Genomic DNA, 17,937 nt, shown 5'->3' with positions numbered 1-17,937 from the left:
CGCAGATTTGGACGAAAGGATTCCCCGCATCCGCTTCCTAAGTCTAAGTGCATACTTTATCCGTGGAACTGGTAGCAAATACCGATTTTCGATGCAAAAATATATGGCAAAAAATTGAGAGAAAAGGTGATTAATAGAAAGGATATATAATGGTTAAGGTTTCAATCTTAATACCGATATATAATGCAGAAGCCTATTTGAAAGAATGTATACAAAGTGTTGTCACTCAAACTTTAGAAGACATTGAAATCATATGCATTAATGATGGTTCTACGGATAATTCAGCCCAAATTGTCAAAATGTTCTCTAAAAGGGATAAACGAATAAAACTAATTAACAAAGAAAATAGTGGATATGGACATACAATGAATGTTGGACTATCTGCGGCAACAGGAGAGTATATTGGCATTGTTGAAAGCGATGATTTTGCTTCGAAGGATATGTTCGAGGCTCTATATGGTATTGCGCATGAAAAAAATCTGGATGCGGTGGGATCGGATTGTTATTTATTTAGAACAGACGAAATTGAAGATAAAAAGTATTTAAAAATATTTTCTGATTCAGTATATGGGAGGATTATTCATCCATTAGAAGAGAAAGAAATACTTTTGTGGCCGTATATCTGGACATCTATATATAAAAAAGATTTTTTAGAAAAAAACAACCTACTTTTTAATGAAACACCTGGAGCGTCGTACCAAGATACTTCATTTGTATTCAAAGCTCGTGCATGTGCAACCAGTCTATATATAAAAAATGAAGCATTCTTGAACTATAGGATAAATAATGTGGATTCTTCTGTTCATTCAAGTACTAAAATATTTTGTATATGTGATGAATTTGAAGAAATAGCAAGATTTTTAGATGTTAAATTTGAAAAAAATAAAAGAGTAGAGTTGGCAACAATTTTATTAGCAAAAAAATATATGGCATATAAATGGAATTATAATAGATTATCTATAGCATATAGATATGCTTTCTTATTAAAAATGCAAGATGACCTTGCGAAAGAAGTTGAATTTTGTCGTCAATGGAATAAGGATATCTATGAATTCTTAAATGCTAAGCAAAAAAAAGAGTTATGTATGATATTGGATGATTGTGACGTATTCTTTCAAGCCACAACAAATACAGGTGATAATGACAATTTATCATTGTCATCTCCTTTAGCTCTAAAATTAAATATGCTTGCCTACAAAAATGGCATTTTGTCAATAATTAATAAATATCAACAAATAGTTATATATGGAGCTGCTAAAATAGCTGAGCGTGTGAGAAACAAAATGATCAGCGAAAATATGGATACTAAAATAATTGGTTATGCCGTTACTAAATACGGCGGGGCTCCCAAAGAAATTGGCGGGAAAAGGGTTTGTGAGATTAAAGAATATACTAATTATAAAAAAGACGTGCTAATTTTAATTGCGGTAAGTGATAAGTATCAAGTTGATATTTATAAAACTCTATACTCAAATGGATTTGAGAATATTCTTTCTATTAATTCAGAAGTTTTAAAAGCGACGGATATTTAACCAGTTGCAGAAAGGATGGCGTGGTGTGAAATTAGTTGATAAAAGCTACAAAGATATCATTGATAAAGATAAAAAAATCGTTTGTTTTGGAGCAGGAAAAGCTTTCAGAAATTTTGTTGATGCCTTTGAAGGTAAGGGGATACTGAATTATATTGATGCGGTTGTTGATAATAATAAGGATTTGAATGATACATACGTTGAAATTCATAATCATAAGATTAGGGTTATAAGCATGGAGACTTTTGTAACCGATGAAAAATATCTACATTATGAATATATAATCACAACAACATACTTCAGAGAGATAATAGCTCAGGTAAATAATTACAAAATTTTTAATGACAAAGAATGCTATTATTATGGTTTGATATTATCAAATAGTGATAATAGTTATTATACTGAAAACCTGCCTGATACATTAAGAATAACAGATACTCCGATAATTCCTAAAATAATACATTATTGCTGGTTTGGTAGAGGGGAAAAGACAAGACTTAACTTGAGTTGCATAGAATCATGGAAAACGCATTGCCCAGATTATGACATCATAGAATGGTCAGAAGATAATTATGATATAAGCAAGAATGAATTCATGAGAAAAGCATATGAAAATAAGCAATGGGCCTTTGTTGCTGATGTAGCAAGACCAGATATTATATATAATCATGGAGGGATTTATCTGGATACTGATGTAACGGTAGTTAGAAATTTAGATGATTTATTATATCAAAAAGCGTTTATGGGTATAGAAATATCAAAAAAAATTAATTTAGGCTCAGGTTTTGGGGCCATTAAAAAGATGCCTGTATTTTTAGACCTGTATAAAGCATATGACGCTATTAAGTTTTCGTTTGAAGGAATTATAAATAAGCAATTAGTATCTCCTTATTTTACAAAAAAATATTTTAATAATTTAGGATATATTAATAATGGTAAGTATCAAAGAATTGGAGATATAACTATTTATCCAGAAAAAGTATTATCTGGATTTAATCCAAGAACCGGGAAACAGCAAATCACTGAAGATACATTTATGATGCATTTACATGAGGGGTCATGGGCTCAGGAAGAAGACACACAACGCATAAAAAAGGACTGGGACGTATTGAATAGCATTAAAAGAAGAGCATAATATGCTGAAGTCGTCAGAATTGTCTATTTTGACTTGGAATTAAAAAACGGAAGTCTGTAAAAAAATTCTGAACACTCCCATATGAATAGTTTTTGTTCAGTTTCCCTGAAAATTAACAATGCTAAAGAATATTCTTTAAAATATATAAAGTTAATAGGTGACGTAGTTTATGAGAGGCGAGATTATGGTTTCTATCTGTTGTCTTACGTATAACCATCATAAATATATTGCGAAAGCATTGGACAGTTTTTTAATGCAAAAAACTACGTTCCCATTTGAAATAATTGTACACGATGATGCTTCTACAGATGACACACCCAAAATTGTAAAGGAATATGTAGAAAAATATCCTGAAATTATAAAGCTGATTGGGCAAGAGACAAATCAGTTCTCTCAAGGTGAAGTATTTGGTATTTACTATAGATACATATTCCCACAAGTCAAAGGAAAGTATGTGGCATTTTGTGAAGGTGATGATTATTGGATTAACGATCAAAAACTGCAAATTCAGTTTGAATATATGGAAAATCATCCGAATTGTTCTTTAGCTGTCCATAATGTATACCGTGAGAATGAGTCAACGGGCCAAAGAGTATTAAACCATCAAAATATAACTACAGGAGAGTATCAAGGTGAAAGAGCATTGTCTATATTTAACTCACTGCCTCATACTACGTCTATGTTTTGCAGGTTTGAACATTTTAAAAACATAGAGGATTATTTTTTCCAGGCGTCGGTTCCAGATTACCCCATGTATTTTCAATTTCTAACGAAAGGCAGTATCTATTATTCAGAAAGCATTATGTCGGTATACAGATTCTTACATTCAACTTCATGGACTAACAATATACGAAATAGTAATGCGAACAATCAAATTCACGCAATCAAAATGCTATACTTATTTGAGACATTTAATGTGCAAACACAGGGAGAGTTTTCGGTTCCGTTATTAAAACGTATTGAGCAATATAGGGTGGCAATTTTAATGATGGAAGCATACGGCTTTGATGAACCCGTGGAACAATTGTATAAAAGACTTGACCCTAATAAGATGTATACTGAACAAATAAGAAAACTGAAATCCTTAGCAGACAATTTAGGTTTTGCACCCGTAGTTAAGAATATCAAAAATGCATATTTAAACGGGAAGAAAATCTTCGTCTATGGGGCAGGGCGTTATGGCAAGATGGTTTACAAAACATTAAATAATAATGGCATTAATATAACCGGTTTTCTTGTGACCGATGGATATAAAAAAAGGGAAATAGACCTAAATGTTCCCGTTTATTATCGTTCTGAGCTTCCCTGTAAATCGGAAAAGGCTTGTATCCTTGTTGCACTAAAGCCAGAATATGCTAAAGAGGTAGTCAGCTACTGTAGCCAAATGCATGTATGGTATCCATTTCGAAATTTATTCATGGAAGGAAGACGGATTGCGATTTGGACAAACTAATTTCTATAATAATACCAGTGTATAATGTAGCACCTTACATTCATCGCTGTATGGAAAGTGTTTTGGGGCAAACATACCGAAATCTTGAAATTATTCTAGTTAATGACGGCTCAACAGATAGATCTGGAGAATTATGTGATTTTTATCAAAGTGCAGATCTCAGAGTTAAAGTAATACACAAAAAAAATGGCGGACAAGTAAGCGCCAAAAAAAAGGGGTTGGAAGTTGCTTCAGGAAGCCATGTTGGATATGTTGATCCGGATGATTGGATCGATCTTGATATGTATGAAGGGTTGATGAAGTTAGCGATTCAACATCAAGCTGATTTTATCGCGTGTGGATATATAAAAGAAGAGGAAGATCAAGTTTCTGTTGAAGTTAAAAATCGAATTCCCAAAGGCATTTATTCTGGTAAGAATTTAAAAGATATTATTTATCCCAATATGTTTAAATTTCAATCAGAAAGTTTTTTAGATGGTATTGTTTCAAGCGGCTGTAGTAAGCTATATGAAAAAGAACTTCTTATTCAAAATCAATTCAAAGTTGATGATCAACTCCAAATAAATGAAGATGTTGCGTGCGTATATCCATGTGTTCTTAATGCTAAAAAAGTATATGTCACCGATAAATGCTACTACCATTATAGGATACGATCTGATTCAACAATGCGTGGCAGAAGAACTGATGAGTTACATCAAATTTTCCTATTGCGGAACCAACTTGAAAGCTGCTTTTTGAAGAACGAGCCAACAGGTATACTACATGAACAACTAGAAGCCTTTATCCAATGGTTGAGTGTAGTTTCACTAAAAAAACAACTTGGATTAAAAACAAGTGCGATGTATCTGTTCCCATACAGGCATATTGAAAAAAATAGTGCTATTATTCTTTGGGGTGCGGGAAGTGTAGGCCAATCGTATTATTATCAGGCATCTCATTATTGCAAGATATCTCTATGGATAGATAGTTCGCCTGAACCCGCCGTTCAAAACGGTCTGAACGTTTTTCCTCCAGAAAAAATTAAGGAACTCGTATCGTTCGATAAAGTAGTGATTGCCATGAATGATGAAAAAATAGCGAATACAATAAATGAACAGCTATTAAGTATGGGAGTAGAGAAAAATAAAATTTTCTGGCAGAAACCGGTTATAGAAAAACAAGGCTTTTTCTTTTTGAACTAATCATCTTCAATTTTTTGAAAAAATCTAATAGTCCATAAAATTGATTGTTGCCTTTTTCGACTGAAGAGGTTTAACCTCCAATTAAATTTACCTTTAATCCGTTGCTGCGATAAGTATTAAAATTGTCTATTATCAATGCAAATTTACCTGATAATAAATGGTTGGGAAGAAGGAGAGACGACGTGCGAAGATTAGAATTACTTTTAGACCAATACGATTCAGACAAGATAGCCAATCATTACCTTGAGCGATACGACCACATTCTTGAGCCTTGGCTCGAAAAGGAACTGGTTCTGCTTGAACTGGGAGTTCATCGAGGTGGTTCTCTCCTGCTTTGGCGAGACTATTTTCGCCTGGGAACTATTGTGGGCATCGACATCAACCTTCCCAAGGGCTTCAAACCGACCGAACGCGTTCATCTTTACGAAGGAAGCCAGACAGACCCCAAATTCCTCTCCTTCGTTGCAAGTGAAATTGCCCCCGACGGATTTGACATCATTATTGATGATGCCTCGCATATCGGTGAATACAGCAAAAAAGCATTTTGGCATTTATTCGAAAATCACCTCAAGCATAATGGGCTCTATGTAATCGAAGACTGGGGGACGGGTTATTGGGATGATTGGCCCGATGGCAAGTGCCTTAACCTTGAGTCGTATCATCGGTCACGTCCCGCGCCGGATCCACCCTGGTTGAAGATCGCAAGGAAATTGCGCCGGAAAATCCCTATGCGATGCCACAGTTATGGGATGGTTGGTTTTATCAAACAGTTAGTAGATGAACAGGGAGCGCATGACGTAACGAGAAGGAATCTGAAAGGAAAACCAACTAGAGCGTCCAGATTTGAAAGCATCACTATCACCCCTTCTATTGTCTTTGTACGAAAATGTGCGCCCCGCCGAATTTAAGACCACGAGCCAAAGTGGAATTCACGTCCTGAAAATGATAATAAAGGACGCATGGGAATGAAGGTTAAAAGAAGACATTTTTCGGCAAAATTTAAGGCGCAGGTTGCAGCAGAAGACCTAAAAGGTAGATAAAAACATTCGGATTGGAATTACAAGCTAAGTTCTTCGAAAATGTGAAGTTATTTTTGAGTGAGCCCTAAGGGTTTTTAAATGGCGTTCATAGAGTTTGTTAAAACGGTTTACTTTGGATGCGATCATGGTATACTCCTTTAATTATTGATATTTGGGATCCCCCTTCTGATCCCACTACTTAAGAGTATACATAACTTTGGGGTTTTCCACCGCGAGAGCGGTTTCGTTCAACAAAACAAAAGGATACACACACCATGGCTAAAAATAACGTATTGGATCTGAAAAACCCAGATAGTTTTATTGACGACCTATTACTAAAATCCTAAGGGAAGGGGCCAGATAATTGCTGGCGACAGCTTTGGAGGCCGAAATCAACGAATTCATAGAAAAATATTCTGAACTTGTTGATCCTTCCGGCCATAAACGGGTAACACGCAACGGTTATCTGCCGGAACGTGATATCCAGACAGGGATAGGGCCAGTCCGTGTAAAGGTACCCAGAGCAAGGGATAAAAGTAAAGCCGTTGAGGGTGATAAAATCAGATTCCGTTCATCCATACTACCAGCGTACCTTCGAAAAACAAAAACAATGGAAGTATTAATACCCTGGCTTTATTTGAAAGGCGTTTCTATCAGTGATTTTTCTGAAGCGTTGTGGGCCTTGGCAGGGATAGATGGCACCAGGTCTGTCCGCTACGACCATGAGCCGTTTAAAGACTGTATGGGAAAACGAATATAAGGAGTGGCAGGGGCGAGGTCTGTCCTGGAAAAAACAGGTCTGTACATGGGCTGATTGGGGCTATTGCAATTTCAGAATGGATGATAGGCAGTGCATATTGGTAATCATTGGGGCAACAGAAGACGATTATAAAGAGCTTCTTGCTCTTGAATGGGGCTACCGGGAGAATGAGCAGTCATGGTTATCTTTTTTTTATGGCCTAAAACGACAGGGAATAGAACAAGACCTGAAGTTGGCCATTGGTGATGGTGTCCTTGACTTTGGAACGCGGTTCTCAAAGCATATCCATCCACGAAATGGCAGCGGCACTGAGTGCATAACACAGCTAATATATAAAAACAAATTCCCCAAATCAGTTCAGTTAAAAGCCAAAGCAGATTTGCATGAAATATGGCAGGTACCGACCAAGACGGATGCGAAAAAGGCATTTAACAGCATTATAAACACACACGAAGCCAAGTACCCCAATGCGGTCAAATGTTTGGTAAAGGATTAGGAAGCGTTGCTGAATTTTTACAATTTCCCGGCAGAATATTGGCACCATATTCGCACCTACAACCCAATTGAGTCCATATTTGCAACAGTTCGGTTAAAAACCGCAAAGGTCAGAGGCTGTTTCTCTTCAACAATCGTGCTTTTGATGGCGTTCAAGTTGTGTCGGTCAACAGAAAAAAGATGGAATAGGCTGCATCACTATGAAAAAATCACGGTTAGTGATTGAAGGGATTAAGTTTGTAGATGGAGTGGAGGAAAGGAATGCCGATTGATTTAAAACTCAACATTTGACAATAACTCATAGAGTTAAATTCTATGGCAACAAAAAAATATCGTAATATATGGTTAAATAATGTGTATTTTGATACAAGGAATCAATAATTATGAGAGTCCTTTTAATAGTATATGATAATGGATCTCTGGTAACCTACTTCCCCCAAGGCACTGCCTATATCGCCGCAGTACTGCGCCAAAATGATATTGATGTAGAAATCTATTGCCAGGATTACCACCATTACCCAGATGAGCATTTGACCGAATACCTTAACAAAAACCGTTTTGACGTAATCGGTTTAGGTATTATTGGCGGTTATTATCAATACCGAAAACTACTGTCCCTTTCCAAGGCAATCAATTGTTCCAAAAACCGGCCGTTCTATATTATAGGAGGCCATGGACCAACTCCAGAACCGGAATACTTTTTCGAAAAAACCAATGCAGATGTGATAGTTATCGGTGAAGGAGAAGAAACTATCATAGAATTGTTAAATGCGCATCATAAGCACAAAAACTTATCAAGCGTTAAAGGAATCGCCTATCGGGATGGAAATAAAACCATTGTGAATCCTCGTCGAAACCTTATTAAAGACATTGATAACATCCCCATACCGGCCTACGAATTATTCCCCATTGAATTCTACCGCTTAGTCAAAGAATCCAAGGCAACTTCAACAGATTTTTCGTTGCCGGTTCTATCTGGAAGAGGATGTCCATATTCCTGTAATTTCTGTTATAGAATGGATAAGGGGTTCCGGCCAAGAAGCAACGAAAGTATAGTTGCAGAACTCTCTTTTCTTAAGGAAACATATCGTATTAATTATATAATTTTTTCAGATGAATTGTTGATGTCGTCAAAAAGCAGAACCGAATCTATATGCAAGGCCATTATTAAGGCTAAACTAAACATAAAATGGTGGTGTAATGGGCGTTTGAACTACGCGGAGCCGGCACTGCTAAGATTAATGAAAAAATCCGGATGCGTTTTTATAAATTACGGCATTGAAGCTGTCGATGATCAAATTCTTAAAAATATGAATAAAGCATTGACTGTGAAACAGATCATCCGGGGAACTGAAGCCACACTCGCCGTCGGCATTTCCCCTGGGCTTAATATCATCTGGGGAAACATCGGTGAAAACCTGGAAACATTGCAAAAAGGAGTTGATTTTCTCCTAAAATACAACGACGGTTCTGAAATGCGAACGATCAGGCCGGTAACGCCATATCCAGGCAGTCCTTTATATTACTATGCCATTGAAAAGGGACTTCTCAAAGATTGCCGTGATTTTTACGAAAACAAACATGTCAATTCAGATCTTCTGGCTGTTAATTTCACCAACTTAACAGATGAAGAATTTCATCGTGCGCTGCTTGATGCCAATACCGTGTTGATAAAAGATTATTTTAAGAAAAAATTAAAATGGAACCTAAAGACGGCTCAATCTCTATATTTAGAAAATGATGTTTCTTTCAGAGGGTTCAGGCAATTGTAAATCCAAATCACGATGCATACAAATAATAATATTAAATAACATGAGGGAATGATGAGTAAAAAAAATGTTTTTATAATCGCTGAAATCGGAATAAATCACAATGGAGATATCGAAATAGCTAAAAAACTTATCGATGTCGCAACTGTTTGCGGATGCGATGCTGTGAAATTTCAAAAAAGAACCATTGATATTGTATACTCCCAAAAACAACTTGATGCCTTGAGAGAAAGTCCTTGGGGGACAACATTCCGCGAACAGAAGGAAGGGCTGGAATTTGGTAAAAAAGAATATGATGAAATTGATCGTTATTGCAAGGAAAAGAAAATTATATGGTTCGCATCTGCCTGGGATATTGAAAGTCAAAAATTTCTCCGCCAATATGACCTGAAATATAATAAAATTGCATCGGCAATGATTATATATGATGATTTCTTGCGTGAGGTTGCGTCCGAAGGTAAACATACGTTCATTTCCACGGGAATGAGTGAGATAAAACAAATTGATAAAGCTGTTGATATTTTCTGTGAAGCCAATTGCCCTTATGAATTAATGCATTGTATTTCAACCTATCCTATGGATGATACCGATGCTAATTTAACTTGTATAAAAACCTTAAGAGACCGATACAATTGTAATGTTGGTTATAGCGGCCATGAGGTAGGATTAGCGGTTTCTTATGCAGCAACAGCAATGGGAATTAGTTCTCTTGAGAGGCATATTACCTTAGGGCGTGCCATGTATGGCTCCGATCAGGCTGCGTCTGTTGAGCCAGGTGGACTACATTCTCTGGTGGGGGCGGTAAGAAAAATAGAAAAAGCCCTGGGGGACGGTATTATCAAAATCACCGATAAAGAAATTCCCATTGCTGAAAAACTGCGCTCCCATATTCCTTGGGAATCCAACTATTAATAATTGTATCGCAAAATAGGAGGATTAATATGTCAGGTATAATCGTCGCCATTCCTGCACGATCTGGATCTAAAGCTTTAGTTGATAAGAATATCCGCCCCCTCGGTGACCACCCCCTGATTGCATACAGTATTGCTGCGGCCAAGTTGATCCCAAAGTTTGATCGGATTCTTGTCTCCACGGATTCAGAACAATATGCCCAAGTCTCACAGGCTTATGGTGCTGAAGTCCCGTTTCTAAGACCCCCTGAATTATCCGGAGATAACAATACGGATTATGAGTGGGTTAACCATATGCTACAATGGCTTAAGGAACACGATAACTATCAACCCCAAATTGTCGTCCACCTACGGGCAACCACACCATTTCGTGAACCGGCCGTTATCGAACAAGCGATTTCGACATTTCTCGATCATACTGAAGCTAATGCTTTACGATCAAGTCATTTAATGTCTCAATCTTCATACAAAACTCTGGAAGTGGAAAACGGTTATTATAAAACCTTGTGTTCTGGATTGTATAACCTTGATCAAGTTAACCGGGCTAGGCAGGAATTCCCTCCAACATATGATCCAAATGGTTATGTGGACATATATAAGACTTCTTTTATATTAGCTAACGGCAGGCTACTCGGAAATAAAGTTTTTCCTTTTGTAACACCGCAAACTGCTGAGGTTGATACTATTGAAGATTTCCATTACCTAGAATTTCTTTTATCAAGAAATCCACATTTTGCAAGCAGGCTGTTTGATGTAAAGAAATAAAGGAAGAAAAAAAATGCATACAATACTAATTAACAAAACCTGTTTGATAACTGGTGCAACGGGAGGGATAGGAAGCCAAATAGCACATGAACTTGCAAAAAACAGATGCAATTTGCTCTTGACTGGTAGAAATCAAAAAAGGTTGGAAACATTAAAAAAAGATATATTGTCAAGCCGTGGAAACGAAATTATAATTCATTATCAAAATGGGGACTTAAACATTTTGGATGATGTTGACAATATTATTAAAGTAACTAGAAATAAATTTAAATCTGTAGATATCCTGATAAACTGTGCTGGTCATTTTCCTGTCAAAACCCTGACAGAATCAACCCTTGATGATTATAATAAAACTTTTAACCTTCATGTACGTGCCCCTTTCCTTTTTACTAAAGAGTTTTCGCTGGATATGATGAAAAACAAATGGGGAAGAATCGTTAATATTGGTTCTTCTTCGGCTTATGATGGATTCCCAGACACCTCGCTTTATTGTTCCTCCAAACATGCGCTTCTCGGTTTTTCAAGATCCATCCAGAAAGAATTAAAAGAATACAACATCAGGACGTATTCAATATCCCCGAGCGGCACTAAAACTGAAATGGGACAGCAGATTCCAGGGCAAAATTATGATAATTTTTTAAACCCTGAAGAAGTCGCAAGATATGTTATATTCGCCATCTCGTTTAATAATGAACTTATAACTGATGAATTTCGTTTAAACAGGATGTTTTAATGATTAAAAACATACGTCATACTGGCATTGTGGTAAATAATCTCACAGAGTCAAGATATTTTTATGAAACTCTTTTAGGCTTTAAAGACCCTAATCTTGTCTTGGAAGACAGTTCTTTTATTGATAAAATTCTTGGTCTCAACAAATCGACACTAACAACCTTGAAAATGAAAAGTCCTGATGGCCAAATGATCGAACTTCTTGATTTTGGCAGTTCGAATATTAAAACAAAAAGAGAAATCATTGAATCAGGGCCAACCCATCTGGCGTTTACTGTTGATAATATTGATGAACTATATACAGTTTTAAAAAAAAGGGGGGTTGATTTTATTTCTGCTCCTGAAGTATCTCCGGACGGTTATGCAAAAGTCTCTTTTTGCCGTGCCCCTGAAGGAACCTACATAGAGCTGGTGGAACTATTATAAAAATGGACTCAGAAAACAAATATATTGAAGTTATATACAATAAGCAGGATCGACCGTTTACCGAATACCCCGATAAATTAGCTATATATATATCTAACCGATTTAAGCTGAAAAAAGGTGCTAAATTTCTTGATCTTGGTTGTGGACGAGGTGATTTCTTACGAGGATTCATTCGGTGTGGACTCAATGGACATGGTGTAGATCAGTCAGATAAAGCAAAAGATATTTGTTCTGACGCTATAATTAAACAGACAGATCTTGCAAAAGCACCCATCCCTTTTGAAAATGAGTTTTTTGACTGTATTTTTTCAAAATCGGTTCTTGAACACTTTTATTATCCTGAAAATTTAATTAAAGAAATATACCGAATTTTGAAACCAGGGGGGGTAGTAATCACAATGGTTCCTGACTGGGAAGTAATATACAAAATGTTTTACGATGATCATACCCATAGAAAACCTTTTACAAAAATTTCGCTGGCAAACATATTTAAAATCAATGGTTTTACAAATGTTGAATGTGAAAAATTCAGGCAATTACCTTTCCTGTGGCACCATCCTTGGTGTTGGCCAGTCACATCTCTGATTGCTTTAATTTGCCCTGAATCACTGAAAAAATCGTCAAAGCTAATCCGTTTTTCTAAAGAAATGATGTTGTTGGCTTCAGCAATGAAACCGACTGCAACTCAGGAATCATAAATTATGGCAAAGAATTCATTAGCCGGACTATCAGCAATCAATATTGAACTTACCAGCAGATGTAACAAAAAATGCTGGATGTGTGGAAGACGTAAAATAGAACGGGATTATCCGGACTTGACAATTAAATATGGAGATATGGATTATAAGCTTTTGGAATCCATTGCCAAGCAAATTCCTCCCGGAATTGTTGTTCAGTTGCATAATAATGGAGAACCGACTTTATACCCATATCTTGGTGACGCCATAAGACTATTCAAAAATCAAATTACCCAGTTTGACACTAACGGAAAACTGCTGCTTGAAAAATCTGATGAAATTATCGACAATCTGGACACTATTGCTGTATCAGTTATTGAAAACGATCCTGACGCCGAAGAACAATTCGTTATTCTTAAACGCTTCTTAGATCTAAAAGGAGAGTCAAAGCCCACAGTTGTGGCCAGATTAAACGGAGATGTTGATTCAAAAAGATACGAGGATTTAGGCCTTATAATTGCCCGAAGATTATTACACTCTCCTATGGGCAGCTTTAACTACAGAAGAAGTTTTCCTACAATACCGGAAATTGGTATCTGTCTTGATTTTCTAAATCATCCTGCGATTAATAAGGACGGGGATTTTTCCATCTGCGTTCGATTTGATCCCAAAAGATATGGTGTCCTCGGCAATATTCGTAATCAATCAATTGTTGAATTATGGAATAGTGAAAAAAGAAAAAAATGGCTGAAGTTTCATAAAAAAGGACAACGTTCTCAAATACCTTTGTGTTCATATTGCCATTATTGGGGGGTTCCCACTGGCTGTGGTTCTGACTCCGAAAGTATAAAATTACCATGAAAAAATACCTTAGCTAATTTTTCAGATTTGGGCAATCGAAAACCCGAGAAAAAACGGAACCGTAATGACAAAATTAAACAATCGCCAACTTCGCAAGCTTCAGCTAATTGAGTTAGAGATGCTTGTAGAATTGGATAGAATATGCAGCAAATGCGATATTAAATACAATATTATCGGCGGTACTTTACTCGGTGCAATACGACACGGAGGATTCATTCCATGGGATGATGACGCAGATGTTGCTATGGTTAGAGATGAATATGAAAAATTTAGAAAGGTATGTAAAGTTGAACTTGACCCCTCAAGATTTTATTTCCAAGACTATAGAAACACCGAAGGGTACAGATGGAGTTATGGAAAAATAAGAAGGAAAAACACATTATTTCTTAGAAAAAATCAGGAACATATGCCTTATGGTCAAGAAGTCTTTATAGATGTATTTCCCATAGATAAAGCCCCGGATAACGATTTGCACAGAAAAGTATATAACTTTCATCTGTTTTGTATTAGAAAAATTCTATGGTCTGCGATAGGAAAATTTTCAGAAGATAATTTGTGTATTAGATGTTTGTACAAACTTTTATACCTGATTCCAAGAAATACAATTCTAAAACATTATGAACGATATATAAACAAAATTAATTCTAAAAATTTTAAACGTGCCCGTTTTGTTTTAATGCCATGCCCAAATAAGACATATGGTTATTATTCAGATTGGTTTAAACATTCAGCAGAATTTGAATTTGAGGGAATAAAATTAAAGGGAATTAGGGACTACAAGGAATTTTTAACATTTGAATTTGGTGATTATATGAAATTTCCTCCCATTGACAAAAGGAAGGTTCACCCAGTCTCAAAGCTTAAATTGTTAAAAGATGACCAAAAAGATATTAAAGAACAGAAATGAAGGCCATTATACTAGCTGCAGGGCGAGGGAAAAGATTAGAAAAGTATACAAAAGGATTGCCGAAATGTTTGTTAAAACTCGGCAATGAGACAGTTTTATCCCGAGAGATAAGGCTTCTGCAGGAAGCGGGAATCAGTAAAGAAAATATATATGTTGTTGGGGGATATAAATATGAGCTGCTTCTTGATGATAGCCCTAATATGATAATTAATGAACTGTTTGATGTCAAAGACAATGCTTATAGTTTGGGGCTTGCGCTTGAAAGTGTTTGTGATGAAAATGTTATTATTTTAGATGGGGACTTGTGCTTTGAACAAGAATTACTTTTACAGATAATAAATTGTCCACACAAGAACGTATTGTTAAGTAAATTATCAGAAGATTTGCATGAAAGTACAGGGATTAAGATATCTGACAATAATGTCGTAACAGCTATTGGGAAGCAATATAAAAATACAGGATACGTATATATTAGTATTTTTAAGATCGCCAAAGAAATTATAGTAGATTTTAGAAAAAATTTGCTCGAAGATAGAAATTCAAAAACATGGTATACATCGGCACTTACTAAATTGTGTAATAACCATAAATTCTATAATTTAGTGACAAATTGCAAATGGCATGAGATCGATTTCATTGAGGATTATGTTGAAACAAAGCAAATTTTTAATTTGCATTAGGGGTATGAAATGAAGATCGTGATACTTGCAGCAGGAAAATCAAATTACATATTAGATGACCTAAATATCCCAAAGTGTTTATTAAAATTAAGCACTGAAACTATTATTGAACGGCAAATTAGAATTCTGAATAGTTTTGGTATTGCGAATAACAATATTTTTGTAATTTTAGGTTATAAAAAGGAGCTGGTTAAAAATACCCTACATGAAGATATAAAAGTAATTGAAAATGAATTTTTTGATACTTATGACAATACATATAGTTTGTATTTAGGTTTGAAAGATATTGAAGATGAAGTTGTTGTCATAGACGGAGATATTGTATTTGATGATGAGGATCTAAAGGGACTGTTATTTAACAATAAAAATGTTCTTGCGATTAAAAAAACAGATAACAGGTATGGTGAGACAGGCGTTTTAGTTGATGATGTTAGTAACGTGACCGCAATCGGTAAGCATATAGAAAATTCTGAATACTGCTATACCGGGATTATGAAGCTTTTACCTCATGCGGTTAATGACTTAATGTATGCAATAGAGCAGGGCGGTTACAACACTTGGTATTCAATACCATTAAATGGTATCCTAAAAAATTGTAAAATTGATGCAATTATGTTCGATCAACTGGTTATGGACATCAATAACGCAACTGATTATGACATAATTAAACAACACCTGCATATTGACGATGAATTAATACTGGTAACAGGCGCATCTGGATTGTTAGGAAATAAATTATATCATATACTTAAAAGAAACCATAATTGTATTGGTATACAAAACACATCATCTATAGAGTACTTAGATAATGTTGATTTATCAAATTTCGAGCTATTAGAATCATATTTAAAAATTAAAAAGCCAACAACAATAATACATACTGCTGCTATTGCCGATCCTGACACTTGCACAAAGAATAAAGCATTGGCGAAAAGGATTAATGTCGAATTAGTAGAAAATCTATGCAAAATATCCAAAGATATGAATATAAAACTAATCTTCATATCAACGGATTATGTTTTTGATGGAGAATTGTGTTGTGAATGTGATCTTGAGTCCAAAAGAAATCCTTTGAATTATTATGGAGAGACTAAAGTAATAGCAGAAAATATCGTACAAAAGCATAAAAACTCATTAATCATAAGAATACCTATTATTTTTGGATATAATCATGAAGCGGACAAGATTACATTTGTCAAAAAAGTTATTAAAAACTTAAAAGCCCATAAGGAACTATGGCTTGATAATAAGCAAATTAGGTACCCCACATTAATTGACGAAATCGCATTGGAGATAGAAAAAAATCTAAAAGAAACAGGCATACTCCATATTTCAAGCCAAGGGGCCACAACTAAATATGAGTGGGCAAAAAAAATAGCAAAAATTTATAAACTGGATAAAAATCTAATACACGAAGATATTGATTCATGCTTAAAAGATAGACCTCATAATATAAAATTAAAAATAAAAAAAGAATGTCAACTATCTGAATTAGAAGATGCCCTGCAAATAATGAACAACCAGCAGTCTTGTGCATTTAAATTACTTTATAAAAGCAAAGCAAACGAACTGATTTACGGTAGAAATGTCGCTAACTACAGATTTAAACTCGGGGAGATGTTAAAAAATGTCGTCCCGAATAATGTGGTTGATGAAATAGATTGTGTTATGCCGGTTCCAACGTCTGGTTTGTACTATGCGATGGGATTAGCAAAAGGAATAAAAAAGCCTTATGTCGAGGGCCTTATAAAGCCGGACAAAAAGATAAGGACATTCCAAATTGCAGATATCGTCTCAAGAGAAAGGTATATTAGAGAAAAGATTTACCCTATTGAACCATTAATTAAGGCAAAGAGCATTATGCTTGTAGATGAGGCAATATTTACAGGTATAACGCTGAAAGTTGTATGTGACATGGTAAAAGCCTGTGGCGCAAAAAAAATATATATAGCTATTCCGACTTCTCTTTCTAAAAATAAATGTCATAGCTATGTTCAGCCAAATAGAGATTTGTTATCTCAAGAATATGATGAAACCACTATCAATACATATTTTAAAATAAATGGAGTATTCTTTCAGAATAGTGATACATTTATTGAGTCACTAAAAGACATAGACAATGTATGTTATAACTGTTTTGTATGAGAGGGAATAAATAGTCAATGTCATAAAGTTAACGACAAGGTTTATAATTCATGTAGTGTTCCCGCTTGTTGATTTTATGTTTCCGTTTGAATTTACGTCCGGGCCTAATGGGTTCTGTTGTAGCCATGAAAAGAGCATGAAGGTCCTGAATCAACTGCACAATAATTTCACGCGGCCTTTCAAAAAGCAAAAATAGCGTGTCTTTAGCTTGGATTTCGCTTGTTCCCATTTTGAATTTTATAAATTTAAAAATCAATAAAATCGGTCGAAAAAGTCTAATTTTTAGAGCATACACCCAATTTTTTAATATAATTCACCATAATCAATCGTAACTACTTGAAATTAAACTAGATTTTTTTCACAAAAAAGTAGAGTCTTTCCAGTTAAGTTAAGGAGGGCTCTATCATTGCGACTGCCAGTTATAAAAAATGTTCAAACGCAACCTGTTGGATTTGCACCAATCTTGAGACATTATTTTGATCAATGTGGAAT

16 protein-coding genes and 1 pseudogene are annotated in these 17,937 nt (G+C 35.3%); all 17 read left to right on the top strand.

Features of this window, described 5'->3' with window-relative positions; translation table 11 throughout:
• Positions 1–149 precede the first annotated feature (149 nt).
• The 17 genes and pseudogenes from B147_RS30665 to B147_RS0121870 all read left to right on the top strand — a co-directional run bounded on the left by B147_RS30665 (position 150) and on the right by B147_RS0121870 (position 17,445).
• The gene (locus B147_RS30665) at positions 150–1,532 is read left to right on the top strand and encodes a glycosyltransferase family 2 protein (RefSeq protein ID WP_020589359.1); all 1,383 of its coding nucleotides are present in this window, start codon (positions 150–152) and stop codon (positions 1,530–1,532) included.
• A 25-nt stretch (positions 1,533–1,557) separates the two neighbouring features.
• Positions 1,558–2,664 (top strand): glycosyltransferase family 32 protein, encoded by a 1,107-nt coding sequence (locus tag B147_RS30660; protein ID WP_020589358.1) that lies wholly within the window; start codon positions 1,558–1,560, stop codon positions 2,662–2,664.
• 169 nt (positions 2,665–2,833) lie between these two features.
• Positions 2,834–4,117, top strand: coding sequence for a glycosyltransferase (locus tag B147_RS30655; protein WP_020589357.1), 1,284 nt, complete (start codon positions 2,834–2,836; stop codon positions 4,115–4,117).
• A complete protein-coding gene (locus tag B147_RS30650; RefSeq protein WP_020589356.1) occupies positions 4,105–5,298 on the top strand; it encodes a glycosyltransferase in 1,194 nt (397 codons plus the stop codon). Before B147_RS30655 ends, B147_RS30650 begins: the two co-directional genes overlap by 13 nt.
• A gap of 182 nt (positions 5,299–5,480) precedes the next feature.
• Complete coding sequence (locus tag B147_RS0121925; RefSeq protein ID WP_020589355.1) at positions 5,481–6,206, top strand: hypothetical protein; 726 nt, start codon at positions 5,481–5,483, stop codon at positions 6,204–6,206.
• 475 nt (positions 6,207–6,681) lie between these two features.
• Positions 6,682–7,077 carry a transposase gene (locus tag B147_RS33255; protein ID WP_083927962.1) on the top strand — a complete coding sequence of 132 codons (396 nt, stop codon included), beginning with the start codon at positions 6,682–6,684 and terminating at the stop codon, positions 7,075–7,077.
• Positions 7,013–7,798: pseudogene (locus B147_RS33250) on the top strand (IS256 family transposase). The gene B147_RS33255 and the pseudogene B147_RS33250 overlap by 65 nt, the downstream one beginning before the upstream one ends.
• A gap of 157 nt (positions 7,799–7,955) precedes the next feature.
• Positions 7,956–9,344, top strand: a complete 1,389-nt coding sequence (locus B147_RS0121915) for a B12-binding domain-containing radical SAM protein (protein WP_020589354.1) — start codon at positions 7,956–7,958, stop codon at positions 9,342–9,344.
• A gap of 48 nt (positions 9,345–9,392) precedes the next feature.
• Positions 9,393–10,253, top strand: a complete 861-nt coding sequence (locus B147_RS0121910; RefSeq protein WP_211216963.1) for an N-acetylneuraminate synthase family protein — start codon at positions 9,393–9,395, stop codon at positions 10,251–10,253.
• Between the two features lie 29 nt (positions 10,254–10,282).
• A complete protein-coding gene (locus B147_RS0121905; protein ID WP_020589352.1) occupies positions 10,283–11,017 on the top strand; it encodes an acylneuraminate cytidylyltransferase family protein in 735 nt (244 codons plus the stop codon).
• A 13-nt stretch (positions 11,018–11,030) separates the two neighbouring features.
• On the top strand, positions 11,031–11,750 hold the full coding sequence (locus tag B147_RS0121900) for an SDR family NAD(P)-dependent oxidoreductase (RefSeq protein WP_020589351.1): 720 nt from the start codon (positions 11,031–11,033) through the stop codon (positions 11,748–11,750).
• On the top strand, positions 11,750–12,175 hold the full coding sequence (locus B147_RS0121895) for a VOC family protein (RefSeq protein WP_020589350.1): 426 nt from the start codon (positions 11,750–11,752) through the stop codon (positions 12,173–12,175). The genes B147_RS0121900 and B147_RS0121895 overlap by 1 nt, the downstream gene beginning before the upstream one ends.
• A 2-nt stretch (positions 12,176–12,177) precedes the next feature.
• Entirely contained in the window at positions 12,178–12,873 is a 696-nt protein-coding gene (locus tag B147_RS0121890; protein WP_020589349.1) for a class I SAM-dependent methyltransferase, read from the top strand.
• A gap of 3 nt (positions 12,874–12,876) precedes the next feature.
• Positions 12,877–13,713 (top strand): radical SAM/SPASM domain-containing protein, encoded by an 837-nt coding sequence (locus B147_RS0121885; RefSeq protein WP_020589348.1) that lies wholly within the window; start codon positions 12,877–12,879, stop codon positions 13,711–13,713.
• A gap of 64 nt (positions 13,714–13,777) precedes the next feature.
• The gene (locus B147_RS0121880) at positions 13,778–14,620 is read left to right on the top strand and encodes a LicD family protein (RefSeq protein ID WP_020589347.1); all 843 of its coding nucleotides are present in this window, start codon (positions 13,778–13,780) and stop codon (positions 14,618–14,620) included.
• Positions 14,617–15,300, top strand: coding sequence for a phosphocholine cytidylyltransferase family protein (locus tag B147_RS29215; RefSeq protein ID WP_020589346.1), 684 nt, complete (start codon positions 14,617–14,619; stop codon positions 15,298–15,300). The genes B147_RS0121880 and B147_RS29215 overlap by 4 nt, the downstream gene beginning before the upstream one ends.
• Before the next feature lie 9 nt (positions 15,301–15,309).
• Positions 15,310–17,445 (top strand): sugar nucleotide-binding protein, encoded by a 2,136-nt coding sequence (locus B147_RS0121870; RefSeq protein ID WP_020589345.1) that lies wholly within the window; start codon positions 15,310–15,312, stop codon positions 17,443–17,445.
• Positions 17,446–17,937: the final 492 nt, after the last annotated feature.

The organism is Desulfobacter curvatus DSM 3379, from assembly GCF_000373985.1.
Lineage (GTDB): Bacteria > Desulfobacterota > Desulfobacteria > Desulfobacterales > Desulfobacteraceae > Desulfobacter > Desulfobacter curvatus.
This window is presented reverse-complemented; position numbering and strand designations above follow the sequence as displayed.

Coding starts and splice junctions, on each gene's coding strand:
- B147_RS0121915 (WP_020589354.1), top strand. CDS start 7,956: ATGAGAGTCCTTTTAATAGTATATGATAATGGATCTCTGGTAACCTAC.
- B147_RS0121895 (WP_020589350.1), top strand. CDS start 11,750: ATGATTAAAAACATACGTCATACTGGCATTGTGGTAAATAATCTCACA.
- B147_RS0121885 (WP_020589348.1), top strand. CDS start 12,877: ATGGCAAAGAATTCATTAGCCGGACTATCAGCAATCAATATTGAACTT.
- B147_RS0121890 (WP_020589349.1), top strand. CDS start 12,178: ATGGACTCAGAAAACAAATATATTGAAGTTATATACAATAAGCAGGAT.
- B147_RS0121905 (WP_020589352.1), top strand. CDS start 10,283: ATGTCAGGTATAATCGTCGCCATTCCTGCACGATCTGGATCTAAAGCT.
- B147_RS0121910 (WP_211216963.1), top strand. CDS start 9,393: ATGATGAGTAAAAAAAATGTTTTTATAATCGCTGAAATCGGAATAAAT.
- B147_RS30655 (WP_020589357.1), top strand. CDS start 2,834: ATGAGAGGCGAGATTATGGTTTCTATCTGTTGTCTTACGTATAACCAT.
- B147_RS29215 (WP_020589346.1), top strand. CDS start 14,617: ATGAAGGCCATTATACTAGCTGCAGGGCGAGGGAAAAGATTAGAAAAG.
- B147_RS0121900 (WP_020589351.1), top strand. CDS start 11,031: ATGCATACAATACTAATTAACAAAACCTGTTTGATAACTGGTGCAACG.
- B147_RS0121880 (WP_020589347.1), top strand. CDS start 13,778: ATGACAAAATTAAACAATCGCCAACTTCGCAAGCTTCAGCTAATTGAG.
- B147_RS30665 (WP_020589359.1), top strand. CDS start 150: ATGGTTAAGGTTTCAATCTTAATACCGATATATAATGCAGAAGCCTAT.
- B147_RS0121870 (WP_020589345.1), top strand. CDS start 15,310: ATGAAGATCGTGATACTTGCAGCAGGAAAATCAAATTACATATTAGAT.